This is a genomic window from Mycolicibacterium gilvum (assembly GCF_900454025.1).
GTDB lineage: Bacteria > Actinomycetota > Actinomycetes > Mycobacteriales > Mycobacteriaceae > Mycobacterium > Mycobacterium gilvum.
This window is the reverse complement of sequence record NZ_UGQM01000001.1, coordinates 13,547-40,407: the sequence shown is the minus strand read 5'-3', so window position 1 is coordinate 40,407 and position 26,861 is coordinate 13,547. Positions and strand designations below refer to the sequence as shown.

Annotated in this window: 23 protein-coding genes and 4 pseudogenes; 15 read left to right on the top strand and 12 right to left on the bottom strand. The window is 66.7% G+C overall.

The window, feature by feature from the left end; translation table 11 throughout:
- The first annotated feature begins 30 nt into the window (after window positions 1–30).
- The 4 genes from DYE23_RS00195 to pknB are packed head-to-tail and all read left to right on the top strand — an operon-like array spanning window position 31 to window position 6,096.
- Complete coding sequence (locus tag DYE23_RS00195) at window positions 31–1,443, top strand: peptidoglycan glycosyltransferase RodA (RefSeq protein ID WP_011891714.1); 1,413 nt, start codon at window positions 31–33, stop codon at window positions 1,441–1,443.
- Window positions 1,440–2,915: a D,D-transpeptidase PbpA gene (gene pbpA, locus DYE23_RS00190; protein ID WP_011891715.1), complete on the top strand. Its 1,476-nt coding sequence runs from the start codon at window positions 1,440–1,442 to the stop codon at window positions 2,913–2,915. Before DYE23_RS00195 ends, pbpA begins: the two co-directional genes overlap by 4 nt.
- On the top strand, window positions 2,912–4,222 hold the full coding sequence (locus DYE23_RS00185; RefSeq protein WP_115326156.1) for a protein kinase domain-containing protein: 1,311 nt from the start codon (window positions 2,912–2,914) through the stop codon (window positions 4,220–4,222). Before pbpA ends, DYE23_RS00185 begins: the two co-directional genes overlap by 4 nt.
- Complete coding sequence (gene pknB / locus DYE23_RS00180; RefSeq protein WP_011891717.1) at window positions 4,219–6,096, top strand: Stk1 family PASTA domain-containing Ser/Thr kinase; 1,878 nt, start codon at window positions 4,219–4,221, stop codon at window positions 6,094–6,096. Before DYE23_RS00185 ends, pknB begins: the two co-directional genes overlap by 4 nt.
- Here pknB and DYE23_RS00175 read toward each other — a convergent pair.
- The gene (locus DYE23_RS00175) at window positions 6,074–6,778 is read right to left on the bottom strand and encodes an aminodeoxychorismate/anthranilate synthase component II (RefSeq protein ID WP_011891718.1); all 705 of its coding nucleotides are present in this window, start codon (window positions 6,776–6,778) and stop codon (window positions 6,074–6,076) included. The two genes, pknB and DYE23_RS00175, sit on opposite strands and share 23 nt — an antisense overlap.
- A 34-nt stretch (window positions 6,779–6,812) precedes the next feature.
- The gene (locus DYE23_RS00170; RefSeq protein ID WP_011891719.1) at window positions 6,813–7,574 is read right to left on the bottom strand and encodes a DUF881 domain-containing protein; all 762 of its coding nucleotides are present in this window, start codon (window positions 7,572–7,574) and stop codon (window positions 6,813–6,815) included.
- A gap of 110 nt (window positions 7,575–7,684) precedes the next feature.
- Between DYE23_RS00170 and crgA the strand changes: the two genes are divergently transcribed.
- Both crgA and DYE23_RS00160 read left to right on the top strand, forming a co-directional pair.
- On the top strand, window positions 7,685–7,966 hold the full coding sequence (gene crgA, locus DYE23_RS00165; protein ID WP_011891720.1) for a cell division protein CrgA: 282 nt from the start codon (window positions 7,685–7,687) through the stop codon (window positions 7,964–7,966).
- A 157-nt stretch (window positions 7,967–8,123) separates the two neighbouring features.
- Window positions 8,124–8,546, top strand: coding sequence for a PH domain-containing protein (locus DYE23_RS00160; RefSeq protein ID WP_011891721.1), 423 nt, complete (start codon window positions 8,124–8,126; stop codon window positions 8,544–8,546).
- A 51-nt stretch (window positions 8,547–8,597) separates the two neighbouring features.
- Here the strand turns inward: DYE23_RS00160 and DYE23_RS00155 are convergent, their stop codons facing one another.
- Window positions 8,598–9,143: a peptidylprolyl isomerase gene (locus DYE23_RS00155; protein WP_011891722.1), complete on the bottom strand. Its 546-nt coding sequence runs from the start codon at window positions 9,141–9,143 to the stop codon at window positions 8,598–8,600.
- 90 nt (window positions 9,144–9,233) lie between these two features.
- Between DYE23_RS00155 and cwsA the strand changes: the two genes are divergently transcribed.
- Together cwsA and DYE23_RS00145 are read left to right on the top strand one after the other, a co-directional pair.
- Window positions 9,234–9,635, top strand: a complete 402-nt coding sequence (gene cwsA / locus DYE23_RS00150) for a cell wall synthesis protein CwsA (protein ID WP_011891723.1) — start codon at window positions 9,234–9,236, stop codon at window positions 9,633–9,635.
- 17 nt (window positions 9,636–9,652) lie between these two features.
- A complete protein-coding gene (locus DYE23_RS00145) occupies window positions 9,653–11,011 on the top strand; it encodes an L-serine ammonia-lyase (RefSeq protein ID WP_115326155.1) in 1,359 nt (452 codons plus the stop codon).
- A gap of 12 nt (window positions 11,012–11,023) precedes the next feature.
- On the opposite strand, the gene DYE23_RS30695 is transcribed toward DYE23_RS00145, so the two are convergent.
- The 3 genes and pseudogenes from DYE23_RS30695 to DYE23_RS31675 form a co-directional block, all read right to left on the bottom strand.
- Window positions 11,024–11,191: a hypothetical protein gene (locus DYE23_RS30695; RefSeq protein ID WP_172527677.1), complete on the bottom strand. Its 168-nt coding sequence runs from the start codon at window positions 11,189–11,191 to the stop codon at window positions 11,024–11,026.
- Window positions 11,192–11,480: 289 nt separating this feature from the next.
- Window positions 11,481–11,888 (bottom strand): TetR-like C-terminal domain-containing protein, encoded by a 408-nt coding sequence (locus DYE23_RS00140; protein ID WP_235660532.1) that lies wholly within the window; start codon window positions 11,886–11,888, stop codon window positions 11,481–11,483.
- A 33-nt stretch (window positions 11,889–11,921) separates the two neighbouring features.
- A pseudogene (locus tag DYE23_RS31675) lies at window positions 11,922–12,104 on the bottom strand (TetR family transcriptional regulator); the annotation flags it as partial.
- 105 nt (window positions 12,105–12,209) lie between these two features.
- On the opposite strand from DYE23_RS31675, the gene DYE23_RS00135 reads away from it, so the two are divergent.
- Complete coding sequence (locus DYE23_RS00135) at window positions 12,210–13,529, top strand: NAD(P)/FAD-dependent oxidoreductase (protein ID WP_115326153.1); 1,320 nt, start codon at window positions 12,210–12,212, stop codon at window positions 13,527–13,529.
- 76 nt (window positions 13,530–13,605) lie between these two features.
- Here the strand turns inward: DYE23_RS00135 and DYE23_RS00130 are convergent, their stop codons facing one another.
- The 4 genes from DYE23_RS00130 to DYE23_RS00115 are packed head-to-tail and all read right to left on the bottom strand — an operon-like array spanning window position 13,606 to window position 17,822.
- The gene (locus DYE23_RS00130; protein ID WP_115326152.1) at window positions 13,606–14,019 is read right to left on the bottom strand and encodes a DUF6262 family protein; all 414 of its coding nucleotides are present in this window, start codon (window positions 14,017–14,019) and stop codon (window positions 13,606–13,608) included.
- A complete protein-coding gene (locus tag DYE23_RS00125; protein WP_115326151.1) occupies window positions 14,016–15,962 on the bottom strand; it encodes a tyrosine-type recombinase/integrase in 1,947 nt (648 codons plus the stop codon). The genes DYE23_RS00130 and DYE23_RS00125 overlap by 4 nt, the downstream gene beginning before the upstream one ends.
- Window positions 15,963–16,008: 46 nt before the next feature.
- On the bottom strand, window positions 16,009–17,121 hold the full coding sequence (locus tag DYE23_RS00120) for a tyrosine-type recombinase/integrase (RefSeq protein WP_115326150.1): 1,113 nt from the start codon (window positions 17,119–17,121) through the stop codon (window positions 16,009–16,011).
- Window positions 17,118–17,822, bottom strand: a complete 705-nt coding sequence (locus DYE23_RS00115; protein ID WP_235660286.1) for a hypothetical protein — start codon at window positions 17,820–17,822, stop codon at window positions 17,118–17,120. The genes DYE23_RS00120 and DYE23_RS00115 overlap by 4 nt, the downstream gene beginning before the upstream one ends.
- Window positions 17,823–18,090: 268 nt before the next feature.
- Between DYE23_RS00115 and DYE23_RS00110 the strand changes: the two genes are divergently transcribed.
- Window positions 18,091–19,191 carry an ImmA/IrrE family metallo-endopeptidase gene (locus tag DYE23_RS00110; RefSeq protein ID WP_115326148.1) on the top strand — a complete coding sequence of 367 codons (1,101 nt, stop codon included), beginning with the start codon at window positions 18,091–18,093 and terminating at the stop codon, window positions 19,189–19,191.
- 440 nt (window positions 19,192–19,631) lie between these two features.
- On the opposite strand, the gene DYE23_RS31915 is transcribed toward DYE23_RS00110, so the two are convergent.
- Window positions 19,632–19,862, bottom strand: coding sequence for a GNAT family N-acetyltransferase (locus tag DYE23_RS31915; RefSeq protein ID WP_115326146.1), 231 nt, complete (start codon window positions 19,860–19,862; stop codon window positions 19,632–19,634).
- Window positions 19,859–20,116: a GNAT family N-acetyltransferase gene (locus DYE23_RS31670; RefSeq protein ID WP_115326145.1), complete on the bottom strand. Its 258-nt coding sequence runs from the start codon at window positions 20,114–20,116 to the stop codon at window positions 19,859–19,861. Before DYE23_RS31670 ends, DYE23_RS31915 begins: the two co-directional genes overlap by 4 nt.
- Here DYE23_RS31670 and DYE23_RS00090 point away from each other — a divergent pair.
- The 5 genes and pseudogenes from DYE23_RS00090 (at window position 20,115) to DYE23_RS00075 (ending at window position 26,666) form a co-directional block, all read left to right on the top strand.
- Window positions 20,115–21,071 carry a dipeptidase gene (locus DYE23_RS00090; RefSeq protein ID WP_115326144.1) on the top strand — a complete coding sequence of 319 codons (957 nt, stop codon included), beginning with the start codon at window positions 20,115–20,117 and terminating at the stop codon, window positions 21,069–21,071. The genes DYE23_RS31670 and DYE23_RS00090 overlap by 2 nt on opposite strands.
- Window positions 21,072–21,232: 161 nt before the next feature.
- Window positions 21,233–22,541, top strand: a pseudogene (locus tag DYE23_RS00085) (IS701 family transposase).
- A 59-nt stretch (window positions 22,542–22,600) separates the two neighbouring features.
- Window positions 22,601–23,782 (top strand): annotated as a pseudogene (locus tag DYE23_RS00080) (IS1634 family transposase); the annotation flags it as partial.
- A 307-nt stretch (window positions 23,783–24,089) separates the two neighbouring features.
- Window positions 24,090–24,167 (top strand): annotated as a pseudogene (locus tag DYE23_RS31155) (hypothetical protein); the annotation flags it as partial.
- Window positions 24,168–24,410: 243 nt separating this feature from the next.
- A complete protein-coding gene (locus tag DYE23_RS00075; RefSeq protein ID WP_115326143.1) occupies window positions 24,411–26,666 on the top strand; it encodes a SulP family inorganic anion transporter in 2,256 nt (751 codons plus the stop codon).
- The last annotated feature ends 195 nt before the right edge of the window (window positions 26,667–26,861 follow it).

The following is a 26,861-nucleotide window of genomic DNA, read 5'->3' as shown; positions in this document are numbered from 1 at the left end:
GCGAGGACCGGAGCGAGCGGGAGTCGAGGAATGACAACCCAGCCGCAGGCTCCCGTCGCGGTGACCCCGGCCCTGCCCAACCGCCGCAACGCCGAGCTGCTTCTGCTCGGCTTCGCGGCGTTCCTCACCACGATCGCGCTGCTGCTGGTGGAAGCCAACCAGGAGCAGGGCCTGCACTGGGATCTCGCCCAGTACACGGTGGCCTATCTCGCGCTGTTCACCGGCGCGCACCTGGCCGTCCGCCGTTTCGCGCCGTACGCCGACCCGCTGCTGCTTCCGGTCGTCGCACTGCTCAACGGCCTCGGCCTGGTGATGATCCACCGCCTCGACCTCGCCCAGGGCGAGAACACCTCACAGGGCCTCGGTGGCTCGGCCAATCAGCAGATGCTGTGGACGCTCGTCGGTGTGCTCGGGTTCTCGGCGGTGGTGATCTTTCTGCGCGACCATCGCATGTTGTCCCGCTACGGCTACGTGTGCGGGCTGACCGGACTGATTCTGCTCGCGATTCCCGCGGTGCTGCCGCGGTCGATGTCCGAGCAGAACGGCGCCAAGATCTGGATTCAGTTCCACGGCTTCTCGATTCAGCCCGCTGAGTTCTCCAAGATCCTGCTGCTGGTCTTCTTCGCCGCCGTCCTGGTGGACAAGCGCAGCCTGTTCACCAGCGCCGGCACCCACGTCCTCGGAATGGATCTGCCCCGGCCCCGCGATCTCGCTCCTCTGCTGGCCGCCTGGATCGCGTCGATCGGCGTGATGATCTTCGAAAAAGACCTCGGCACATCGCTTCTGCTCTACGCCTCGTTCCTGGTGATGGTGTACATCGCGACCGAACGCTTCAGCTGGGTGGTGCTGGGACTCGCGCTGTTCGCGGCGGGCAGCATCGCCGCCTACTTTCTCTTCGACCATGTGCGGGTCCGGGTGCAGACCTGGCGCGACCCGTTCGCCGACCCCGACGGCGCCGGCTATCAGATGGTGCAGTCGCTGTTCAGTTTCGCCACCGGCGGCATCTTCGGCACCGGCCTGGGCAACGGGCAACCCGGCACCGTGCCGGCCGCGTCCACCGACTTCATCATCGCCGCCATCGGGGAAGAGCTTGGGCTGGTTGGTCTTTCGGCTGTGCTGATGCTCTACACCATCCTGATCATCCGCGGGCTGCGCACTGCGATCGCGATTCGCGACAGCTTCGGCAAGCTGCTGGCCGCCGGTCTGGCCGCCACCCTCGCCATCCAGTTGTTCATCGTCGTCGGCGGAGTCACCAAGCTGATCCCGCTGACCGGTCTGACCACCCCCTGGATGTCCTACGGCGGATCGTCGCTCGTGGCCAACTACCTGCTGCTGGCCATCCTGGTGCGCATCTCCCACAACGCCCGTAAACCGATCCAGACGAGGCCACTGCCGCCGGGCAGCATCGCCGGGGCCAGCACCGAGGTGATCCAGAAGGTATGAACACCTCACTGCGCCGCATCTCCGTCATGATCATGGCCCTGATCGTCGTGCTGCTGGCCAACGCCACTCTGACGCAGGTCTTCACCGCCGACGGACTGCGATCGGATCCGCGCAACCAACGCGTCCTCCTCGACGAGTACTCCCGCCAGCGCGGCCAGATCTCGGCCGGCGGCCAACTGCTGGCGTATTCGGTGTCCACCGAAGGACGTTTCCGCTTCCTGCGCGTCTACCCGAACCCGATGGCCTATGCCCCCGTCACCGGCTTCTACTCGCTGACCTACTCGAGCTCGGGGCTCGAACGCGCCGAGGACACGATTCTCAACGGGTCGGACGAGCGGCTGTTCGGACGCCGGCTCGCCGACTTCTTCACCGGCCGCGATCCCCGCGGCGGCAACGTCTCGACGACCATCAACCCTGACGTTCAGCAGGCCGCGTGGGATGCCATGGAGGACGGCTGCAACGGGCCGTGCAAGGGCTCCGTCGTCGCCCTCGAACCGTCGACCGGAAAGATCCTGGCAATGGTGTCAGCTCCTTCGTACGACCCGAATCTGTTGGCATCGCACAACATTGACGAGCAGGCCCAGACATGGCAGGCGCTGCGGGACAACCCCGACTCGCCGCTGCTCAATCGTGCGATCTCCGAGACCTACCCGCCGGGGTCGACGTTCAAGGTGCTCACCACCGCGGCGGCGCTGGAGGCCGGTGCGACACCTCAGACGCAGCTGACCGCGGCGCCCCAGATCCCGCTGCCCAACAGCACCGCGACGCTGGAGAACTTCGGCGGCACCGCGTGCGGCGGCGGCCCGACCGCGACACTGGAATATGCGTTCGCACACTCGTGCAACACGGCGTTCGTCCAACTCGGCATCGACACCGGCGCCGACGCGCTGCGCTCCACCGCCGTCGGGTTCGGGGTGGACACCGCTCCCCCGGCGATTCCGCTGCAGGTCGCCGAGTCGACCATCGGACCGATCGTCGACGACGCCGCCCTCGGGATGACCAGCATCGGCCAGCGCGACGTCGCGATGACCCCGCTGCAGAACGCGATGGTGGCCGCGACCGTCGCGAACAACGGCGTCACGATGACCCCCTACCTGGTCGAGAGCCTGAAGGGTCCCGACCTTGCGAACATCGCCACCACCTCCCCCACCGAAGAGCGCCGGGCGGTACCGGAGAAGGTCGCGGATACACTTACGGACTTGATGGTCGCCGCCGAGCAGGTGACTCAGCAGAAGGGAGCCATCGCCGGCGTGCAGATCGCATCCAAGACCGGCACTGCGGAGCACGGCACGGATCCGCGCAACACGCCGCCGCATGCCTGGTACATCGCCTTCGCGCCCGCGCAGGCACCCACAGTCGCGGTGGCGGTGCTCGTCGAGAACGGCGGGGACCGCCTCGGAGCCACCGGTGGAGCGCTGGCCGCGCCGATCGGTCGCGCGACGATCGCGGCGGCACTGCGAGGTGCCTCATGAGTCCCCGCGTGGGCGTCACCCTGTCGGGTCGCTATCGCCTGCAGAGGCTGATCGCGACCGGCGGCATGGGCCAGGTCTGGGAGGGTGTCGACTCCCGGCTGGGTCGCCGCGTCGCCATCAAGGTGCTCAAGGCCGAATATTCGACCGACTCCGAGTTCGTCGAGCGCTTCCGCGCCGAAGCCCGCACGGTCGCGATGCTCAACCACCCCGGCATCGCCGGGGTCTACGACTACGGCGAGACCGACATCGACGGCGAGGGCCGCACCGCCTACCTGGTGATGGAGCTCGTCAACGGTGAACCGCTGAACTCGGTGATCAAACGGACCGGCCGACTGTCGCTGCGGCACGCGCTGGACATGCTCGAGCAGACCGGCCGCGCTCTGCAGGTGGCCCACTCGGCCGGCCTGGTGCACCGCGACGTGAAGCCGGGCAACATCCTGATCACCCCGACCGGCCAGGTGAAGCTCACCGACTTCGGCATCGCGAAGGCCGTCGACGCCGCACCCGTCACCCAGACCGGCATGGTGATGGGCACCGCGCAGTACATCGCCCCCGAGCAGGCCCTCGGCCACGACGCGACCGCAGCCAGCGACGTGTACTCCCTCGGCGTCGTCGGCTACGAGGCGGTGTCGGGCAAGCGGCCGTTCACCGGGGACGGCGCGCTGACCGTCGCGATGAAACACATCAAGGAGACCCCTCCGCCGCTGCCCGCCGACCTGCCGCCGAACGTCCGCGAGCTCATCGAGATCACCCTCGTCAAGAACCCCGGCATGCGGTACAAGTCCGGCGGCCCGTTCGCCGACGCCGTCGCCGCGGTGCGCGCCGGACGCCGGCCACCCCGGCCCAACGCCGCACCGTCGATCGGGCGCGCCGCCCCGGCCGCGGTACCGCCCGCCATCCAGAACCGGCCACCCGCCGAGGCGACCGGCCGCGCCCCGGCCCAGACCTCACGCACCCGAACCACCGGCAGCCACCACCGCTCCGCCCCGCCCGCGCGGCGCACGTTCTCGTCGGGTCAGCGCGCACTGCTGTGGGCCGCAGGCGTGCTCGGCGCGCTCGCGATCGTCATCGCGATCCTGATCGTCCTCAACCACCAGGACCAGCAGAACAGCCCGAACCGGACCACCAACACCGTCACCGAGACCCCGGGCAGCCCGCCCGCGGCGCCCGGTGAAGGTCCCGCGAAAACCCCCGGCGCCGCGGCTCCGGTGAAACCCGATGAACCCGGCCAGAATCGGGTATCCGGACCCGTCGACACCGCATCGCCGTCGGTGATGCTGCACGTTTCAGAACAGATACTGCGATGACCACCCCACAGCACCTTTCTGACCGCTACGAAGTCGGCGAGATCCTCGGCTTCGGCGGCATGTCCGAAGTCCATCTGGCCCGTGACCTGCGACTGCACCGCGACGTCGCGATCAAGGTGCTGCGCGCGGACCTGGCCCGCGACCCCAGCTTCTATCTGCGCTTCCGTCGGGAGGCACAGAACGCCGCGGCACTGAACCACCCGGCGATCGTCGCGGTCTACGACACCGGCGAGGCCGAGACGCCCACCGGCCCGCTGCCCTACATCGTGATGGAGTACGTCGACGGCGTGACGCTGCGCGACATCGTGCACAGCGACGGGCCGATGCCGCCCCAGCGGGCGATCGAGGTCATCGCCGACGCGTGCCAGGCGCTGAACTTCAGCCACCAGCACGGGATCATCCACCGCGACGTCAAGCCGGCGAACATCATGATCAGCAAGACCGGCGCGGTGAAGGTCATGGACTTCGGCATCGCCCGCGCGCTCGCCGATGCCGGCAATCCCGTCACCCAGACCGCCGCGGTCATCGGCACCGCGCAGTATCTGTCCCCGGAGCAGGCGCGCGGGGTGAAGGTCGACGCCCGCTCCGACGTGTACTCGCTCGGGTGCGTGCTCTACGAAATGCTCACCGGTGAGCCGCCGTTCGTCGGTGACTCACCTGTCGCCGTCGCCTACCAGCACGTCCGGGAGGACCCGGTGCCGCCGTCGCAGCGGCACACCGGCATCTCCCCCGAACTCGACGCGGTGGTGCTCAAGGCGCTGGCCAAGAACCCGGACAACCGCTACCAGACGGCCGCGGAAATGCGCTCCGACCTGGTCAAGGTCCACAGCGGCGAGATTCCCGACGCCCCGAAGGTGTTCACCGACGCCGAACGAACGTCGCTGCTGGCCTCGACGCCGGCGCACCTGCGCACCGAGCCCGTCGACCCCGTCGGCCCGCACCAGCCGCGATACGACGAACGGGAGCGCGGCGGTTCCCTGGGCCGCTGGCTCATCGCGGTCGCCGTGCTGGCGGTGTTGACGGTCCTGGTCACCATCGGCATCAACGCGTTCGGCGGCGAGACCCGTGAGGTCCAGGTGCCCGACGTCAGCGGGCAGGCTTCGGCCGACGCGATCGCCACGCTGCAGAATCGTGGCTTCTCGATCCGCACCCAGCAGAAACCCGACTCCGAGGTGCCGCCCGACCACGTCATCGACACCGACCCCAACGCGAACACGTCGGTCGCCGCCGGCGACGAGATCACCCTCAACGTGTCGACCGGACCCGAGCAGCGCGAAGTGCCGGACGTCTCGGGCCTGAGTTACGCCGACGCGGTCCGGCGGCTCACCGACGCCGGCTTCGAGAGGTTCCGGCAGACCACGTCGACCTCGCTGCCCGAGCAGAAGGACCGCGTGCTGTCGACGGTGCCGCCGGCGAACCAGACCTCGGCGATCACCAACGAGATCACCGTCGTCATCGGCAAGGGTCCGGCGACGGCCGTGGTGCCCGAGTGCGTCGGGCAGACCGTCGAGACCTGTCAGCAGATCCTGTCGGCGTCCGGTTTCACCAAGGCCGTGCCCGTCGAGGTCGACAGCACCGTATCGGCCGGCCAGGTCGTCGGTATCGAGCCCGCGCCGGGCCAGACGGTGCCGCAGGACTCGGTCATCCAGATTCAGGTGTCGCGCGGCAACCAGTTCGTGATGCCCGACCTCACCGGCCAGTTCTGGACCGACGCCGAACCCCGGCTGCGCGCGCTCGGATGGACGGGCGTCCTCGACAAGGGCGGCGACGTGCAGAACAGCGGTCAACGCACCAACGCCGTGGTCCGGCAGAGCCCGTCGGCCGGGTCCGGGGTGAACTACGGCGCGACGATCACGCTGAATTTCGCGTCGTAGCCGCCGCGACCGCGGTCTCGACCTCCTCCTCGAGCGCCCGGATCAGCGCCTCGTCGGGAGCGTCGCCGCAGTCGCCGAGCCAGTTCGCCAGCATCCGGTGACCGCCCTGGGTCAAGATCGACTCGGGATGGAACTGCACGCCGTGGATCGGCAGGTCCCGGTGCCGCACGCCCATGATGACCCCGCGCTGCTCTCCCCCGTCGCTGCGCTCGCCCCGGCCCGTCCACGCGATCACCTCGAGCTCGTCGGGCACCGTCTCCGGCAGGATCGTCAGCGAGTGGTACCGCGTCGCTGTGAACGGATCCGGTAGGCCTTTGAGCACACCCTCGTCGGCGTGGTGCACGGTGCTGGTCTTACCGTGCAGCAGCTCCGGTGCCCGGTCCACGGTGCCGCCGAACGCGACGCCGATAGCCTGATGGCCCAGGCAGACGCCGAGCAACGGTGTGCCCGCTTCGGCGCACGCGTGCACCAGCGGGATGGAGGCACCCGCGCGCTCGGGCGTACCGGGTCCGGGGCTGAGCAGCACACCGTCGAAGTCGCCGGCGACCTCCGCGATGTCCGCGTCGGTGACGAGGCGCTCGTCGTCGTTGCGCCAGACCTTCGCCTCGACGCCCAGCTGACCCAGATACTGGACCAGGTTGAACACGAAGCTGTCGTAGTTGTCGACGACGAGGACCTGCATTCTGCACAGGTTACCGCCAGGGGTACGGCGCGGTTCAGTAGCCGAGCGGGCCCATGGGCTGGGCGAACTTCATCCGGACCGATTCGGAATGTCCGACGAGCTCCACGTCGCGAGTCTCTTCGGTGTACCCGAGGCCGAATCGGACCGCATAGCGCTTGTAGAGCGTGACGAGCGGGGACTCGGCGAGGGCGGCCTGCATCGCGCCGGGATCTCCGACCGCCGAGATCACGTACGGCGGGCTGTAGGTCCGGCCGTTGAGCAGCAGCGTGTTGCCGACACACCGCGGCGCCGACGTTGCGATGATCCGCTGGTCCTGCACCTGGATCCCTTCGGCGCCCGCGCTCCACATCGCGTTGATGACGCCCTGGATGTCCTGCTGGTGCACGACGAGGTCATCGGGGGAGGCGTCGCGCGGGAACCGGCCCTGTGCGTCGCGCTGCGCGTCGTTGAGGGTGACCACCAGGCCCGGTCCGCGCAGCGGTGTGAGCCCGGCCTGGGCGGCGAGGGCGTTGCCGCGGTCGGTCATGGCGGTCAGTGCGGCGGCGGCGCCCGGCGAGCCGCCGTGGTGGTTGTCGAACCGCAGGGCCAGTGCGCCCTGCTCGGCGCTCAACCGGTCGACGGACTGCTGGGCCTCCCGGACGAGGTCGACCAGGCGGGGCGCATCGCTACGGCGGATCTCGTCGCCACCGGACACCCCGTAGGTGGTGCCGAGAAGCAGGCCGGCCGCCACGCAGACCACCGGGACGCCGAAACGCCACACGGAGCGTTTCCGCGGAAGTTCGCGCCGGTCGGTCATCGGGAGGTGCCACTCCTGTCCTGCGTTAGGCTTTCCTCTACACATCGTCGCACTGACCGGTCGTTCACGACACCGGCTCCAGCCGCGGCGCCGAACGTCCGAAGGTAAGCATGCCCAAGTCCAAGGTCCGTAAGAAGAACGACTTCACCATCAACCCGGTGAGCCGGACTCCGGTCAAGGTCAAGGCCGGCCCGTCGAGCACCTGGTTCGTCGTGCTGTTCGTGGGTCTGATGCTGATCGGTCTGGTCTGGCTGATCGTGTTCCAGCTCGCCGGCAGTGGGCCCGAAGTCCCGGGCTTCCTGCAGTGGATGGCCGACCTGAACGTGTGGAACTACGCGATCGCGTTTGCCTTCATGATCACGGGGCTGTTGCTCACGATGCGCTGGCGGTGACCGGGCGCGGTGCCCCGGATGAATTCATCTTGGACGCCTGCCGTTCTCCTGGCCGCAACCAGGCTGTCACCGGATCACACGGATGTGATTCATCCCCATTGGGGATAGCACTTGTGGATAACCACCGTTTGACGCGGTAGAGGGGTGTGAAGAACCCGTGCAGCAAACTTCTTGGCAGCCGCAGACGGCGGGACTTGTCGTCCAGGCGATCTTGGGTGTCGTGCTCGCTGTAGGCGCTGTGACGCTGGTCACAGACGCTCCCGGCCGCATCCTGATCGGTTTTGCCGCGGTCGGATTAATTGTGTTTGCACTGATGTCGTGGCGGGCCCGGCCGAAGCTGGCAATCTCCGATGACGCTCTGGTCTACCGCGGGTGGTTCACAGCGCGGCGGATCACGACCGCCGACATCAAGCGCATCCGGATCACGGAGTTCCGCCGGATCGGACGCAAAGTCCGGCTCCTGGAGATCGACACGACCGACGACAAGCTCTACGTGTTGAGTCGCTGGGACCTGTCCACCGACCCGCTGAACGTGCTCGACGCACTGACCGAGGCCGGTTTCGCCCCCGGCCCGGGGTGATTTCGGTGTAGTTGGTCAACGTGAGGTTGACCAACTACACCCGAATCACTGCTAGGAGATGGTGATCGACTCGATGACGACCGGCTCGACCGGACGGTCGCTGCGATCTGTCGCCGTGGTGGCGATCGCGTCGACGACCTTGCGCGACTCCGGATCGACGACCTCACCGAAGATGGTGTGGCGACGGTTCAGGTGCGGGGTCTCGGTCACGGTGATGAAGAACTGCGAACCGTTGGTGCCCGGCCCGGCGTTCGCCATCGCCAGCAGGTAGGGCTTGTCGAACTGCAGCTCGGGATGGAATTCGTCGGCGAACTTGTAGCCCGCATCGCCGCGGCCGGTACCCGTGGGGTCGCCGCCCTGGATCATGAAGCCTTCGATGACGCGGTGGAAGATCACGCCGTCGTAGAACGGCCCCGACGAGCCACCCGACGCATTCTCCGTGCTGTATTCCTTGGTGCCCTGGGCCAGTCCGACGAAGTTGGACACGGTCTTGGGGGCGTGGTTTCCGAACAGAGCGATCTTGATATCGCCGCGGTTGGTGTGCAGGGTTGCGGTCGCGGTCTGAATGGGACTCGTCACGGGAATCAAGTCTGCCACGCGCGGTCTGCGGGCCAACCGGGCACCGTGCGCTCGGCGCAGATGGCAGGCTGAACACGCGACATCCGTCCATCGAGAAAGAGGTGGGACATGAGCTCCACGACCCGCGAACGCCTGACCCCCCGCCAGCGGCTGAGCCGCGGCCTGAAGTACTCGACCGTCGGTCCGGTCGACGTCACCAGGGGAGCGGTGGGACTCGGCGTGGAGTCGGCGCGGTCGTCCGCCTCGTGGGCCGGGGACCGGTACCGCCGCAGCAAGGTGGCCCGTCAGCTGCGCACGGAGCTCGCCGCGGCCCAGCAGGTCGTCGCGAACCTGCCCGAGGTCGTGCAGAACGCCCGCAAGCCGCGCCGACGGGTACGCCCTCTGCTGCTGGCCGGCGTCGCCGTCGCGGTGCTCGCCGGCGGCGCGGTGACGTTCTCGATCCTGCGCCGATCCGCTCAACCCGATCCCTCGCCGCTGCCGCCCAGCGTCGAGGTCACCCCGAAGCCCTAACGAAAAGGGTTACGACCGTGGCGGTCTCGGTGTTCGATCTCTTCTCGATCGGCATCGGCCCATCGAGCTCACACACCGTGGGACCGATGCGGGCCGCCCGGCGTTTCGTCGGCCTGTTGGAGAATGACGGGTCGCCGGCCGGCGTCGCCGGCGTACAGGTGGAGCTGTACGGGTCACTCGGCGCGACGGGCGCGGGACACGGGACCCCGGGTGCGGTGATGCTGGGGCTCGAAGGCGCCGACCCCGAGAGCGTCGACCCCGACGAGGCGCGACACCGCGTCGCCGAGATAGGGGAGCGGCGGCAGTTGCTGCTGGCGGGGGAGCACGCGATCGCGTTCGACCCGGCGGCCGACATCGTTCTGTCCCTGCGGGCCATGGACTTTCACAGCAACGGCATGGTCTTCACCGCGTTCGACTCCATCGGCGCCCCCGTACTGCGCCGTGTCTACTACTCGGTGGGCGGCGGGTTCGTCGTCGACGAGGACGAGGCTGCGGAGGACGCGCCGGAGCAGGTCGCGCTTCCGTTCCCGTTCCACACCGGAGCCGAGCTGGTCCGCCTCGCCGAGGAGAATCGTTGCCGCATCGCAGATCTGGTGAGCGCCAACGAGCAGGCCCTCGGTAACGGCGCACGGCTACGAACTGGCCTGCTGCGGATCTGGTCGGCCATGCGCGACTGCGTCGCTCGGGGATTGGCCACCGACGGCACCCTGCCGGGCAGCCTGCACGTCCAGCGACGGGCACACGTGCTGGCCGAGGCGCTGGAGCGGGACCGCAGCGATCCGCTGTACGCGATGGACTGGGTGACGGTGTACGCGCTGGCGGTCAACGAGGAGAACGCCGCGGGCGGACGGGTCGTCACCGCACCGACCAACGGCGCTGCCGGCATCATTCCCGCTGTCCTGCACTACTACTGGCGGTTCGTCCCGGAGGCGGACGAGGACGGGGTGGTCGAGTTCCTGCTGACCGCCGCAGCGATCGGACAGTTGTTCAAGGCCAACGCGTCGATCTCCGGCGCGGAGGTCGGCTGTCAGGGCGAGGTCGGATCGGCGTGCTCGATGGCGGCCGGTGCGCTGGCCGCGGTGCTCGGCGGGACGCCGGCCCAGGTGGAGAACGCCGCCGAGATCGGGATCGAACACAACCTCGGCCTGACCTGCGATCCGGTCGGCGGGCTCGTCCAAATCCCGTGCATCGAGCGTAATGCGATCGCGTCTGTGAAGGCGATCGCCGCCGCGCGCCTGGCACTGTTCGGTGACGGCACGCACCGCGTCAGCCTCGACACCGCGATCAAGACCATGCGCGACACGGGCGCGGACATGGCCGAGAAGTACAAGGAGACGTCGCTGGGGGGCCTGGCCCTCAACGTCGTCGAATGCTGACCGCAGCGGCCGCTAGGAGGCCGCGACCCCCGGAAGATGGCCACCGCGGGCGCCGACGGTGAGTGCATACGCGGTCGCCAGCTCCTGCAGCCCGGTCGTGGACGCGCTCGGGGTAGCCGCGCGGATCGCCTCGAGCAGCGCGTCCCTGGCTTCTTTCTCCACGTCGGCGGATTCAGCCATCTCGTGCCCCTCCTCGAATATGGTCGCCGCGTCGTCGCGGCACTTCAGGGGGCTACCCGCACGGGGGAGAGGCGAACCTCACATGGCGGAGGTTCGGCCTGGGGAAAGATTGTGGAGCCTAGGAGATTCGATATCTCTAGGAGGCCCGAGCGTGGAGTCGACGTCCACGACGGGCCCACAGCGAAGCGTCGGCCCGTCGTCGTGGACGGATTATCTCTAGGAAGTCGTTGACGGCGGCGCTGCTCGTGTTCAGTCGCGCCGAGCCCCCTGTCCATCTCGACAACTGGAGCTAGCGCGTCGCCTCGTTGTCGTTCGGCGGACTACCGACCAGCCTGGCGAGGAGCTCGACTCCGCGAAGGATGTCTCCGGACGGCCGGTCGGCGAGGTTTTCGGTCGCCAGGAGGGTCGCGTAGCCGTGAGACATCGACCAGCCGGCGATGACGAGGCTGGCAACGTCGGCATCGGTGAGGGTATCGGCATCGCAAACACTGGCTAGGCTTCGCCGGGCGGTTCCGTAGAGGATGTCGAAGGCCGCTGTCCGAGCCTGCTTGAGGTCTCGGTCGTCCTGATGGCATAGGTAGGGGCGGAACAACACCTCGTAGAACCCACGGTTCTCGAGTGCGAACCTCACGTACTCCGCGCCCCCGTACAGGAATCCCCGATCACCAGATGCGGCTGGCTCGATCGCCTCCGCCATTCGCCTAAATCCTTCTGTGGCAACGGCGGTGAACAGACCGGTTTTGTGGGCGAAGTGATGAGCGAGGGCCGCGTGTGTCACACCCGCCCTTCGTGCGATTCGGCGCATCGAAGCTGCCGAAATGCCCACTTCCTCGACCTCGGCGACCGCCGCGGCGACCGCCGCTGCTCGGAGGTCACCGTGGTGGTAGTGCCGGTGCTCCCCAGCTTCAGACATTGCTGCAGGATACTGCGTAGACGATTTTGCCATTGATAAGTTTGCAGATCATCGCTACTTTAACCATTGGTAAGTTCGTCAGGCGAGCCGCGCGGAGAAGTGCCCATGGAATCGTTCGACGTTGTCGTGGTGGGTGCGCGTTGTGCTGGTTCAGCGCTCGCCATTTACTTGGCGCGGGCCGGCATGCGGGTCTGCCTTATCGATAAGGCTGCCTTTCCGAGTGAGACACCGTCCACCCATGTGCTGCAGCCCCGGGGCGTGGCGATCCTTGACGAACTCGGCGCGTTGGAGCCGCTGCTGGCTCGCAGTGCGGCACAGTTGGACCGATTCAGCGTGGTGATCGACGACATCCGCATCGACGGTGTCCTCGATGACCGATACACACATCCGGGACTAAACGTGCGCCGGACGATCCTCGATCAGGCCTTGCTGCAGATAGCCAGGGACGCCGGTGCCGATGTGCGAACCAGATGCCGAGTCACCGGTGCCCGCAGGTCCGGCGGAAGAGTCATCGGTATCGACACCGCGCACGGGCCACTGGAAGCTGGTCTGGTGGTCGGGGCTGACGGCCGCGGGTCGGTGATTGCCGAGTCGGTGGGCGCGCACAAGTACCTGGTAAAACCTGCGGGGCGTATACCGGTCTGGGGCTACTTTGCCACTGGGCCGCACGAACCCCGACTACGGATCGGTCGAAAAGGCAACCTGGCCTTCCTCGCCAGCCCGACAGACTCGGGCCTGTACATGGCGACGGTCGCTGTCGACCATGACGCTGCGCACAATTTCCATCGGGATCGAGAAGCCAATTTCCGCAACGCAATTCGCGCCTGGCCTGAGCTCGATGACATCGTGGGCGGCGCCGAACGTGACGGTCCGCTGCGGGTGATGGCGAACTGGCACAGCTACTTTCGGGAATCGGCCGGACCGGGGTGGGTACTGGTCGGGGATGCCGGGCATTTCAAGGATTTCACCCCCGGTCAGGGCATCTCCGACGCGCTCTGCCAGGCCAAGGCGCTGTCGACGGCCATCAGCGCATCGGCCGGCTCGGCGACCGCCCAAGACGAGGCGATGAAACGCTGGTGGCAGCACCGCGACCGCAGTTCCTACGACATGTACTGGTTCGCCATGCAGATGGCCCCACCAGGGGCACCTTCACCGCTGGTCACCGAGCTCCTCCGGCGGGTTGCAAACGATCCGGACGGCGCGGCCACCCTGCTGCGAGTGATCAACCGCGACCTTCAGTCGACCAAGCTGTTCACCACCTCGCGCCTGCTCGCCGCAGCCTGTACGACACTTCTCAATCACCCGGAGCAGCGGCGGGCTACGTTCGCCGAGATCAGGGCCCAACTCGCAACGGAGATTGAGAAGTTCCGCGCCAGACTAAGTTCCTCACGAGGCCGCAATCATCGCATCGGACAGCGCGACTAAGATTGGTGCACAAGCCATCCGGACACGACTGGTCCCCGTTAGCGGGCAATCCAACCGTGGGCGGCTGCTGACGGCGCTAAGACGGACAAGTTGCTGCTGCGGGAGTGCGGATTTCGAGGAGTCGGCTGCGGAGCGCTTCGTTTTCGGTGCGTAGCTGTGCGATCTCTTCGGTGAGCTCACGGTTTCGGGCGATGGCGGCTGCCAGTTTGGTGCGGAGCGATTCGATGCTGGCGGCGGATTTAACTCCGGTCGCCGCCGCGGCACTGGCGGTGGTCCTGAGAGTGGTGATGTCATTGCGGAGTTGGCTGTGCTGGTAGAGGAAGCTGGTTGACACACTCGCCTCACGGGCGACGGCGACGAAGGTGACGGGTTCACCGGTGTTGCGCAGTTTTGTGATCGCCCTGCGGGCGCGCGCTGCGGCGTCTGCGGTGCGAGCGGCGGCAGCTTCGCCCAGGCGGGCGGTGCGGCGTTCGCGGTCACCGGCGCTCACTGGGCGTCCTGCGAGGTCTTCGGGTCGATTTCGCTGATCAGCTTGGTGACTTTGTCGAGCATCGCCGTGTTCAACTCGACGGCGGCTGTGTCGCCGCATTCGCGGGCGTCCGCGGTGAGGCGTTGCAGTTGGTCGCGGTGGGCGATGTGGGCGCCGAGGAAGACGCGGCCGCCGGGGTCGTGGAAGGAGCAGTCGAGGCAGGGGTTGGGCCGGAATTCGCAGCGTTGTGCCGTTGGGAGAGTACAGAATCCGTTGGGCAGAGCCATGGTGAATCGGGCCCGGAGTCGCTCAACATCGGCATCGGTGTTGGTCGTGTCGGCGGTGGCGCTGTCCCAGAATTCGCGTGCTTTGCGGGCGAGGGTGTCGTCGGTGATGCGGGCGTATGCAGAGGTCATGGTGTCGCTGTGGTGGCCGAGGAAGTCACGTACTTCTTGTTGGGTCCACCCGTTGTTGAGCAGCGTGGTTCCGATGGTGTGCCGGAAGCGGTGCACGTCGCCGCCGGAGATCGGCTCGCCGGTGATGGTTGAGGTGGTGATCCCGTGTTCGGTGAACAGGGCGGCGAGTCGGTGCCGGAGGCCGCTGGTCGACCAGGGTTGGGTGCGGCCGGCGGCGGCGTTCGACCGAGCGCCTGGGAATAGGTGTTCGGCGTCGGGTCCGTAGGTGTCGCGGACGCGGGTCTGCTGGTCGAGGACGATTGTTGCGAGGCTGTCGGGGATGGGGAATCGGCGCCATGCTCGGGTTTTGGGCATCCAGTATTCGATCCAGTAGCCCGCGTCGGAGCGGTGCAGGCAGTCGATGGGCAGTGCGACCAGTTCGGAGATGCGGCAGCCTGCCCACCGGGTCGTGGCGATCATCGACCGCAGGGTGGGGTCGGTTGCGGGGTTGTCGACGATCAGTGTGTCGACGCGGTCGATCACGTCCGGCGGGAACGGGCGGGGGCTGCGGGTCTTGCGGTGCACGTTTTCGCCTCGTCGGAGGAACACCGCCGCCCCGAGATCGGGCACGATCTGGGTGTCGTGCAGCGACTCCAGCAGGTAGGCAGCGGTATTGGCGAGCCGGGAGTCCGCTTCGGTGTCCGGTCGACGCGTCCACGCCAGGTAGTCAAGGAAGACCGGCCTGGTCACCGCGCACGGCTCCGGCTGCTCGTCGTCGCGGGTGAGGAACCGGGCGAGTTGGCGGGTGGCGCGCACCCACTGGGTCAGCGTTCCCCACGACATGGTGGCGGTGGTGAGCTGTCGTCGTGCGAGTTCTTTGACCGCAGTCCGCAGCCACGGCAGGGGCACCGTGGACCAGTCCACGGCTGTGTGTGTCGATCCGGATTGGGTTGCGTCGAGGACGAATTCGAATCCGTCTCGCCAGTGCCAATGGTCGTCGGCCCACAGGTTGGGGTTGGTGGCGCCGTCGAGGAGCCGGAAGAAGCGCCGAAGGTAGGGCGCGCACAGCGAGTCGAACGAGCTGGTGTGCGGCCAATGTTGCCGGCACAGCAGAAGCCAGTCCTCAGTGGGTCGCTCGGTAAGCGAGTCGGTGATTCGCCCGTCGGCGGTGTCGATCAGCACCATGAGGAAGCGGCGGAGGCTGGTGTTGGGGGTCCAGTCGCCGCGGCGGACTTTGGTGGCAACGACGAACCGGATCTCATCGGCCGCGACCTGCGGTAACCGCCGGAAGTCGACGACCTGGGCCGAGAGGTAGCCGCGCGGGGCTCCGACCGGCCGGGCTTCGAAGTTCGCCCAAGCGGTGAAGTCGGCGGGCTGGCCGGCGCGGAACCATTGGAAGTAGTGCGCGTAGCACAATCCGCGTCGTTCGCCGGTGGTCTGGGGGCCGCCAAGCCAGTACCGCTCGCTCTTGCATGCGTCGACGGCGCAGGGGTCGGTGGCCCGGCGGCGGCGGTCTCCGGCTGTTTCGACGACCTGCCACGTCGGCTGACACCACGGCCCGTCGGGCACCTGTAGCGGCGAACGGCGACCTCCCCGGGAGGAGCCTCGCTGGGATTCAACGTTTCTCACGGCCTGCCCCGGGCTGCGGTGGCGCCCACACCAGACGCTCGGTGCGGCGCAGCCGGTCTGCCAGGTCGTCGCTGGCGAGGTGGATATAGACGTCGGCGCTGGCGGCGTGAGATTGCCCGAGCCGGGCGGCGATCTCGGCCGATGTCCAGCCGGCCTTCGCCAGGGCGGTGGCGTGGGTGTGGCGCAGCATGTGCGGGTGCAGCCCGTCGAGACCCGCAGCCGAGCCGATATGTTCGATGATCTGGTAGGCGTTCGAGTACGACAGCGGTCCGCCGATCGGGGGCCGGGACAGGTTGACGAAGACGTAATCACTGTCTATGCCGCTGATCTCACCGAGTAGGTAGGCGGCGTACAGGTCGAAGAACCGGCGGGGCGCGTCCACCGCGAACTGTGCGCGCTGCTTTGACAGCGCCCCGTTGGTGTTGTCTTCCCGGCGACATACCTGAACTCGCTTGCGCATCGGGTCCAGGTCGGCGTGCCGCAACCCCAACGCCTGCCCGATCCGCAGCCCCAGGTCATACAGCGCGGAGAGCAGCAGCCGGTCGCGGCAGGTCGACGCCGCCGCCAGCAACGTCGCGAAGTCCGCCTCGAAGTCGATCGTCTGCACGGTCTCCGCGGGCTGTTTGCCCGGCCGGGTCAACCGGGAGACCGCACTCGGGTGTCGTTGCTCGATGTGGGACAGGAAGTTGTGTGACCGGCGCGGGAGCCGAGATGGGTTGCGGGTCAACACGAGATCCTGCGGTCCGCGGCCTTCTACACGATGGAACTCGTAGAACTCGCGGACGGCCGCGCTGACCGCCTTCACCGTTCCCGGCGCCCGGCTGCCCGTGCGGGTCGGCAGAGGCGGCAAACCGGCGGACAGGGCGCCCACAAAATCGCACAGTGCGTCGAATACCACGGCGTCCCAGGGGATTCCGCGCGCGCCCAGCCACCGGTAGAACAAGCTCAGGTGGCGTGCATACGAGCGGACGGTGTTCTGGGAACGACCGACCGCGCGCAGCCAGTGCAGGAACTGCTCGACCTCCCCGATCGGTAGGCCCGATGCGTCCACCACGGTCCACGTCGCCCGTCCGTGGATGGACACCGGTGCCGCCCTCACTCGGCATCCCGGGTTTCCTCGGGGCGCCGGGGCCGCCGCACCTGGATGTCGGGCCGCAGGTCTTCCTGCGGTTCGCGAGACGGCATCGGCTCGGCTGCGGCGGTGTCAGTGGGCAGCGCCCCGGGCAGCCATTTCATGTCACGATTGCGCCACGTCGCGTATTGGGCCTGCACTTTGGCCATGGGGACCTCGAAGCGGTCCCAGTCGACACCCGGGGCGCTGACCCAGATCCGACGGATGTGGGTGTCGGTGACGATGTCGTAGTCCCACGTGAGCTCGCAATGAGTGGGATCGCCGACCAGGCCCAGGGTCGCCGAGTCCTGGGTGAAGAACGCGGTCCGCCGCGGGGTGGTCGGTTCCATCTCGTTGTGGTGGATCATCATGTGTGTCTTCCCGCGGCTGCTGATCTCGGGCCAGCGGTAGGGCTTCACGACGGTGTGTCCGGGTGGATGCATTCCGTGCGTGCTCAGCCATACATCGGTGCCCGCCGCAACGGCGGCCGCCACATAAGCGCCGCGTCCGAGCCCTTGCATCACCGTCCGAAGATGCGCGGAGTGCCTCGCCGACAACGCATTCCAGTCATCGACCGCAGCCAGCAGCATCGCTCCCACCCCGACCGTCACCTGTTTGAGCAGCCGCCGGGCCTCCTTGCGAGAGACCGGACCCTCGGGTGCGGTGGGTTGATCCATCGGAGCTGTCACGACCCCGCCTTTCAGCCGAAAACCTTGCATAGAATCGTGCAGACCGTGGTAAGGTTTTGGTCTGGAAGACACGCCGTTCGCGCACGGGGCCGCAGTTTGGCGAGCGCCCGGGCCGAAAATTGGCTATCGTCACACCAGCCACACACGTCCCACGCCGGATAGCGAGTGTGAACTGGGAAAACGCAGATCAAACGGTGTTTCTACGCGATTCCGCGGCAACGACGGGCTAGTGTCGGAAGACAGCACCGAGACGGATGGGAGGCGATCTGTGACGGCACCGAATCCGTACGACGACGCGGCGAACAGCGTGATGGTGCAGTTGACCCGACTGTCGTGTGGATGGTCGAAAAAGCGGTTGGCCGACGAGGCCGCGGTATCCGCCTCACACGTCAGCAGAGTGGAGGCGGGACTGCTGCCCCTGGCGGGGAAGGCCTTGCTCGACTACGCGCAGGCCATGGGATGCCGGCCGGAGGCGTTGTGTGTGCCCTTCACCCGGTCCCCCGCTCAGGGCAGCCATTTCCGGGCCAACCTGAGTGCGGCTGAGTGGAAGCGTGACCGCGTGTGGGCCCGGGCGAATCTTGTCGCGATGCGGATCGGCCGCCTGGTGTCGCACGCCGACATCAACCCCAAGCTCGCGCTTCCCGATCTTGACCCGGCCGACTTCGCGTCCGAGCTCGGCGAGATCACCGTCGCCCAGGTTCTGCGCCGCTTGTGGCGTATCGCCGGCCCGATCCGGTCCATGACCGAATTGCTCGAAGCCGCAGGCGTGTTCGTTGTGGTCGACGACTTTCTCGACGACGAGATCGACGCGGTGACCCTGCGTGCAAGTGAGCATCACCCGCACCTGGTGTATGTCAACGCGGCCCGGCCGCCCGACCGCATGCGGATGACGCTGGCCCACGAACTCGGTCATCTCGTCATGGACGCGATGACACTGGTCAGCCCCGCCGAAGTCGAGCGCCGGGCCAACAGTTTCGCCGCCGAGTTCCTTGCACCTATCGGCGATATCGGCTTCGACTTGGACCGCGTGTCGGTGCGGACCGTGCACGAACTCGACGAGCTGCGTCTCACTTGGGGTGTGAGCGCGTCGTCGCTGGTCGTGCGGGCCCACGAGCGCGGTGTGCTGTCCGGATATCAGTACCGGTCGATGTTCCGGCTGCTCAATGAGACCGGCCGCATGTACGGCCCACGCCCGGGCGTGGCCGAGGAGGTGCCCCAGCTCGTTGGCACCGTACTCGACCAACTCACCGCCGCCGGCTACACCAGCAACGAACTCGACGACATCACGCTGCTCACCAGCGCGCAACGCGGCGCTCTCTTCGGATCGGCAAGCAACGGGCCCCGCGCCCGGCACCTCAGCATGGTCTAGCTATCGGGCGCGATCGTGGGCTGGAACCGCACCCCGGTCCGCGACGAGCAGTGGAGGGCGCCGGTCCATTGGACTAAGCAGGGGCAAGCTCTTGAGCAGGACCGCGCCGCAGGCGGCCGCCATCACCGCGTGGTACGAGACAGCGCACGAGCCCTCGGACGGGTGGTCCTCCAACGCAGAAACCGGCGTCTGTACGCCGAACTGCGGTGGCAGACCAACAACAAGCAATGCAGCCAGTACCTCTGCGAGGTCTCCGCCAAGAACCGAACCGCCAACCTCGCCGCCGGCTGGCGACACGCACACAGCAATGGCCTGACCGAAAGCCCTCCTCCAGCGAGAGACGCCATTTGATTGTCACTGTGATGCTGGGCATCATGGCCTGGGCTACTCCCGCTCACCGGTGGCCTCATAGACGATCCAGGTTCGGTCAAAGTATGTGGTCACGTCCCACGGGCTGCATGCCCAAGCTTGGTCAGAACCCGTTGCGAGGTCCGGTGTTGGGGGTCAACGATGGCCACGACCCGTTCGGTTCGGTTGATTAACGCCCAGCCCAGGCACGCTGAAGCGGCTTCCGTGGCACACCCGTGTCCCCAATACTCCCGAGCGAGGTGAAACCCCAGTTCCAAATCCGGCCGCCCAGGCAAGAACTGCAACCCGCAGTCACCGATCAAACACCCGAATCATTCAGCGTCACAGCCCATTTGCTCACTCCATAACACTCATGGTGGGCGATCAAGTCGATGACACGTTGGCGCGTTCCGTCCGCGTCGCGCACCCCGCCCGGGATGAACCGCGTGACCGCGGGGTCGGAATACACGACATGCATGGCCTCGACGTCGATTAGCGTCAGGGGCCGAATGGTCAGCCGCTCGGTGCGAAAAGGTAAGGCGATTGGCGGCCCCGATGATGCAGGATCGATAGCCATGACCTCGCTCCTTTGGGATCAGCACACCTGTCTGCCCTTGCAGCCCGTGGCCGACGTGGACCTGCTGACCCGGTATCAGCGTGATGGCGGCGCATTCGTGTCCGTCAATGCAGGGTATTCGCCGCACAGCTTCAACGCCACCATGGCGCTGCTGGCGCACTATCGTGCCGCGGTCGATGCGCACCCATCGATGGAACTGGCGGCCAGTTCCGATGACGTCGCCGCGATTACCGGCGCTGGACGTATCGCCGTGGTGTTCGACCTCGAAGACTCACGGCCCCTCGATAACAACCTCGACAACCTGGTCACGCTCTCTGAGCTCGGCGTGCGCACGTTGTTGCCGACCTACAACCACGCCAACCGCGCCGGCCATGGCTGCCTGGACACCACCGACTGTGGTCTCACCGCGTGGGGCCGGGCGATCATCGCCGAAATGAACGCTGTCGGCATCGTTCCCGACGGTTCGCACTGCAGCCCTCGCACCGGGCTCGACATGTGCGACACCTCAAGCGGCCCGGTCATTTACAGCCACTCCTGCATGCGGGCAGTCTGGGATCACCCGCGCAACATCACCGATGACCAGGCACGGGCGTGCGCCGCCACCGGTGGGGTTATAGGAATCACCGGCGTCGGTATTTTCCTGGGCCCCAACACGCCGACGCTGGAGGCGATGACACGCCACCTCGAGTACGCCGTCGACCTGGTGGGCATCGACCACGTCGGCATCAGCACCGACTTTTCCTTCGACTACGCGGACTTCGTCGAAGAACTCACCCGCAACCCTCACCTGTTCGATGCCAGCTATACCCGGTGGGGAGCGATTCAGTGGATGCCACCCGAAACGCTTCTAACTCTTGGTGAGCACCTCACGGAACGGGGTTGGTCCGACGAAGACATTCGGGCAGTCCTTGGAGGCAACTTCTATCGCGTAGCGCAACGCGCCTGGCAGGCCTAGTACTGCAGCCGTAGATAGGGATTAGTGATGCTGGCGTGTCTGCGCTGGTAGGAGCGGTGACCGCGGCATTGTTCAGAGTTTGTGAAGACAACCGAATACGCCGCGGCGCCGCGGTTCACAGCGTAGACCCTGATCGGTGGCAGACGGAGTTCTCTGCGGTGATCGACCGGATCGCGCCGCGATTTCGTCGCTACGAACCACTTCTGCATGCCGCGGAGTTGATGTCGGGGATGGTCTCGGGCCTGGATCGCAAGAATTGCTGGACCATCGCCGAGCACCGTGGCGCTGTCAGTCCCGACGGGTTACAGCACCTGCTGGCACGGGCGAGCTGGGGCGCCGACGATGTCCGCGACGATCTGCGTGACTATGTCGTCGATGCGTTCGGCGACCGAGGCGCGATTCTGGTGGTCGACGAGACCGGCGACGTGAAGAAGGGCATCCACAGTGTCGGGGTGCAACGTCAGTACAGTGGCACTGCTGGGCGTATCGAGAACTCTCAAGTCGCGGTGTATTTGATGTATGCAGCACCGCGCGGGCACGCCTTGATCGATCGGGCGCTGTATCTTCTGCGTAGCTGGGCCGACGACGATGACCGGTGCACCGATGCCCGGAATCCCTGCGGATAAGCGGGGTTTCGCTACCAAACCTGCCTTGGCTGTCACGCTGATCGACCGCGCGGTGGCCGCGAAGGTTCCCGCGGCGTGGGTGGCCGGCGACGAAGTCTATGGCGCCGACCCGCGCCTGCGCGCAACCATTCGTGGTCATGACCTGGGCTACGTGCTGGCTGTAGCGGCCAATCGGCGCGTGCCCACCCACGCGGGTCCGATCCGTGTCGACGAGTTACCCGCGCTCATCCCGGCACACGCCTGGCGGAAACACTCCGCCGGCGCCGGGGCGCACGGCCCACGTCTGTACTCCTGGACCTGGTTTCGCCTGTTGGCCGAAGACGACACCGACACTGGTGTGCACCATTTGCTGATCCGCCGCAACGACACTACCGGCGAGCACGCCTACCTACGCTGCTACAGCCCGCGCCCGGTGCCACTGCGCACGCTGGTGGCCGTGGCCGGGCAGCGCTGGCGCTTCGAGGAGTCCTTCCAGGCAGCCAAAGGACTCACCGGCCTTGATCAGCACCAGGTCCGGCGCTGGCGCTCCTGGCACCGCTGGACCACCCTGGCCATGCTCGCCCACGCCTTCCTGGCGGTGGCCACCGCGATCGAACGCGACACCACGGCCACCCCGGCAGGCCTGATCGCGTTGACCGTCAACGAGTTTCGACGTCTCTTCGACGCCCTGCTCCTGGCCACCACCCACACCATCGAAACCCTGCTGGCCTGGTCACGATGGCGACGACGACACCAATACCGAGCACGCCTTTCCCACTACAAACGGCGCGAACACCAATGCTCCCGATCTACGGCTGCAGTATTAGGACGCGGCCGGTTGGTTTTTGGATTGCCGATGGACTGACCTGCGGGTTTCCTGGCTTTAGTGCCCTGGTTGGGGCACTAAATGGGTAAGTTCAGGCGGTGGCGTACGTGCGGAGGGTGCGCACGGCCTCGGGTGCGGTGGCGGTGCAGGTCGTGCGTAAACATCGAGGTCAACGGACGATCCTGGCTCATGTGGGGTCAGCCCATACCGATGCGCAGCTGGGGATCTTGCTCGAGCGGGCCCGCCGCATGGCCGCCGAGGATCAAGGTGTTCTCGATATCGAGGTGGCGGCCCGGACCCAATCCGTCGATGGGATCGCAGACTGGCGGGCCGGTGCGCTGATTCCCGCGACGACCCGGCCCAAGGGTGCCCCGGCGCCGCCGGGGCGTACCACCTCGACCCATTCGCGGCTGCTCTACGACATTATCGGCGTGGTCTATGACTGGCTCGGTTTCGACGAGGTCGATGACGGCGTGTTCAGGGAGTTGGTGATCGCTCGGATCGTGGAGCCCACCAGCAAGGTCGACGCGGCGCGGGTGCTGACCGATCTGGGCGCAGACACGGTGTCGTACAGGACGATTCAACGTCACCTGGTGAAGATCAACACCGGCAAGTACCGCGACGCCATCGCTGGGAAGTGCTTCACCCACGCCGCCGACCGGGGCGGGTTGAGCCTGTTGTTGTACGACGTGACGACGTTGTACTTCGAGGCCGAGAACGAAGACGACCTGCGCAAGGTCGGGTACTCCAGGGAACGCCGCATCGACCCCCAGATCGTCATCGGTCTGTTGGTCGATCGCACCGGGTTCCCCTTGGAGATCGGCTGTTTCGAGGGCAACACCGCCGAGTCCACCACCCTGGTGCCGATCATCACCGCCTTCGCCGAACGTCACGACCTGACCGATACTCCGATGGTGGTGGCCGCGGACGCCGGCATGCTCTGGGCGTCGAACCTCACCGCACTCGATGAGGCCGGGTTGGGGTTCATCGTTGGGTCACGCAGCGTGAAGGTCCCGATCGACCTTGCCTCGCATTTCCATTGGAACGGTGACGTTTTCACCGATCGGCAGATCATCGACACCGTCACACCTCGGCACGCCAACAGCACCGTCAACGACATCGCGCACCGAGCCGAACCGGTGTGGAACCCCGACGATCATCAGGGGGCGTGGCGGGCGATCTGGGCGTATTCGGCCAAACGAGCGCGGCGCGATCAGAAGACGCTCTACGCCCAAGAGACCCGCGCCCGCGCGGTCGTCGCCGACGACATCGCCGCGCGACTGCGGGGGACACCGCGGCCGCCGCCGTACGACGGAGCTGGTGACTGCTTCATCGAGTTCGGCCGCGGCGAGGTCGGCAAGGTGCACGCCAACTTCCTGAGCGGCGCCAAACCGACCGGGGTTCTGGAGGGACCATCCGCCGCACTGGCTGCCGAGAAGCGGGACTTCGCCCCCCAGCGCCGAGAGCGCTGGTTCGGCCTGCCGTGAGAGGCGACTCTCAGAATGCGGTGAGGGATCCGTTTCCAGCTTGGTGAGGTCTACGTAGCACTGCCGTAGGTGATCCACTATTAAGGTCAGTAGATGGTGCCGCGACTTCGTCGATCGAGACCAGTTCTCCAAGCTGCTCAGCGAGCGCGGCATCTCCAACGACGACACGGTGATCCTCTAGGGCGGCAACAACAACTGGTTCGCCGCTTACGCCTATTGGTATTTCAGGCCGCAACTTCTTTTCGTCATCGACGACCAGCACCGTGGTGGTCACGAGATCAGGGTAGGTCTGGCCCGCACCGTCGCGCGCTCAGCAAGGGTCTGGGTGGCGAGCGGGGCGTCGGGTACATCGGATGACTTGCCATGTCCACTTTCTTCGGCACACTGGGTGTTTGACGACGCACGGATAGGATGACTTGCCATGCCCGTACCCGCTTCGACCGCCACAGCTGACGACGCACCCGTCCGCCAGCCGACGGCGCTCCGTGACCTGCTGAGATCCGTAGTGCGGTACGACGTGCCGGCGTCGATCGTGGTGTTCTTGGTGGCGTTGCCGCTGTCGTTGGGCATCGCCATCGCCTCCAACGCGCCGATCATGGCGGGCCTGATTGCCGCGGTGGTCGGCGGGATCATCGCCGGAGTACTGGGCGGGGCGCCGCTGCTGGTAGCAGGCCCGGCAGCTGGGTTGACCGTCGTGGTGGCCCAGACTGTGGACACCTTCGGCTGGAAAGTCACCACCGCGATCACGGTCGCGGCGGGCGTGTTGCAGATCATCTTCGGTCTAAGCCGCATCGCGCGAACAGCGCTGGCCATATCGCCGATAGTGGTGCACGCGATGCTCGCCGGAATCGGCATCACGATCGCGTTCCAGCAAGTCCACGTTCTGATGGGCCACACGTCTATGAGTTCGGTGTGGGGCAACTTGTCGGCGTTGCCGGATCAGATTCGTTCCCCACATCTCAGCGACGTCGCCGTGGGGCTGGTCGTAGTCGCGGTGATGCTGGGCTGGAAGTGGATGCCGGCCTGGTTACAGAAACTGCCCGGGCCGCTGGTGGCGATCGTCGCCGCCACGCTGGTGTCGCTGATTCCGCCGGTCAACGCCGACAGACTTGAATTCAACGGCTCGATTTTCGACGCGGTCGGCCTGCCGGCCTTGCCGGACGGCAGATGGTTCGCGTTCGCTTTGGCCGTGCTGACGTTCGCGTTGATCGCCAGTGTGGAGACCCTGCTGTCGGCCGTCGCGGTCGACAAGATGCACGGCGGCCGCAAGGCGAATCTGGACCGCGAGCTCATCGGTCAGGGGGCGGCCAACATGGCGTCGGGGATGCTCGGGGGCCTGCCGGTGACCGGCGTGATCGTCCGCAGCGCCACCAACGTCACCGCAGGTGCGCGCACTCAAGCTTCGGCGATCCTGCACGGCGTGTGGGTGATGGTGTTTTCTTTGCTGTTGGCCGGTCTGGTGCAGCAGATACCGAAGGCGGCACTGGCCGGGTTGCTGGTTGTGATCGGCATCCAGCTGGTCAAGTTGGCGCACATCCGGCTGGCTCACCGCACCGGCGACCTGGGGGTGTATGCCGTCACGGTCGCCGGGGTAATGTTCTTGAACCTGCTGGAAGGGGTCGCCCTCGGCATCGCGGTGTCCCTCGTGGTGGTGTTGTGGCGGGTGGTACGCGCATCGGTGCATGCCGAGCCGATCGGCGAGCAGGGTTCTAACCGCTGGCGTGTCACCCTGGAAGGGACACTTAGCTTCCTGTCGTTGCCTCGGTTGTCGCATGTGCTGGCCTCGGTCCCGGACGGCAGCCACGTCACCGTCGAGATAACCGTCGACTTCCTCGACCACGCCGCCTATGAGGTCATTGAGGACTGGGCCCGACGGCACCGCGCGACCGGCGGGACCGTCGTCATCGACGAGATCGGCGGGACCGCGATGACAGAAGCCACCGCCGGACCGCCGATTCGCCGGCCGCAGCCCGGAATCGCGCGCTTACTCTTGCCCTGGCGTGCCCACAGCCACCACGACGACGGGACCGGTTCGACACTCGCCCCGGTGTTGGAGGGCATCGCGCGTTATCACCGCCGACACGCTCCGCTGCTTCTTGGACATTTCGATGATCTACGCCACGGGCAGCGACCGCACGCCCTGTTTCTGACGTGCGCCGACTCGCGCGTCGTACCCAACCTGATCACCGCCAGTGGACCGGGCGACCTTTTCACCGTGCGCAACCTCGGCAATATCGTCCCGCCGAACGGTGCCGACATGTCGGTGGAAGCGGCGCTGGCGTATGGCGTCATCGAGTTAGACGTCAACACCGTCATCGTCTGTGGACATTCCGGGTGCGGGGCGATGAAAGCGTTGCTTGTCGAAGCCGGTCATAACGACGGTATCCCGGCTGCGGTCGCAGCATGGGTTGACCAGGCGGCGCCGAGTCTGCATGCGCTTCGCGCCGGCCACCCAGTCGGCCGGGCGGCAGCCGCCGCCGGATTCGATCCCTGCGACCAGTTGGCCATGGTGAACGTGGCTCAGCAGTTGCACACTCTGAGGGGCCATCCCGTCGTCGGACCCGCCACCACGGAGCAACGAGTCGAGTTGGCCGGGCTCTTCTTCGACATCGGGTCGAGCCGGGTGTTACGGGTTACCGAGGTCGACGTTGAAATCCTCAACGCGACGCCCGTCTGACGCCACGATTGGTCCGCCTCGGCATCCCCGGAACCGGGGCACTAAGCAAAATGTCCTAACTCAGGTCAGACTCTGATGCTCTGCCCAGACTTTGCAGTTGAGGCGACTGACGTTTCTACTGTTGCTAGTCACTGCCAGGCGTGTCTCGAAATGGATCACACCTGAGACTGGGCGCTGCACGGCTCGCAGCGCCAA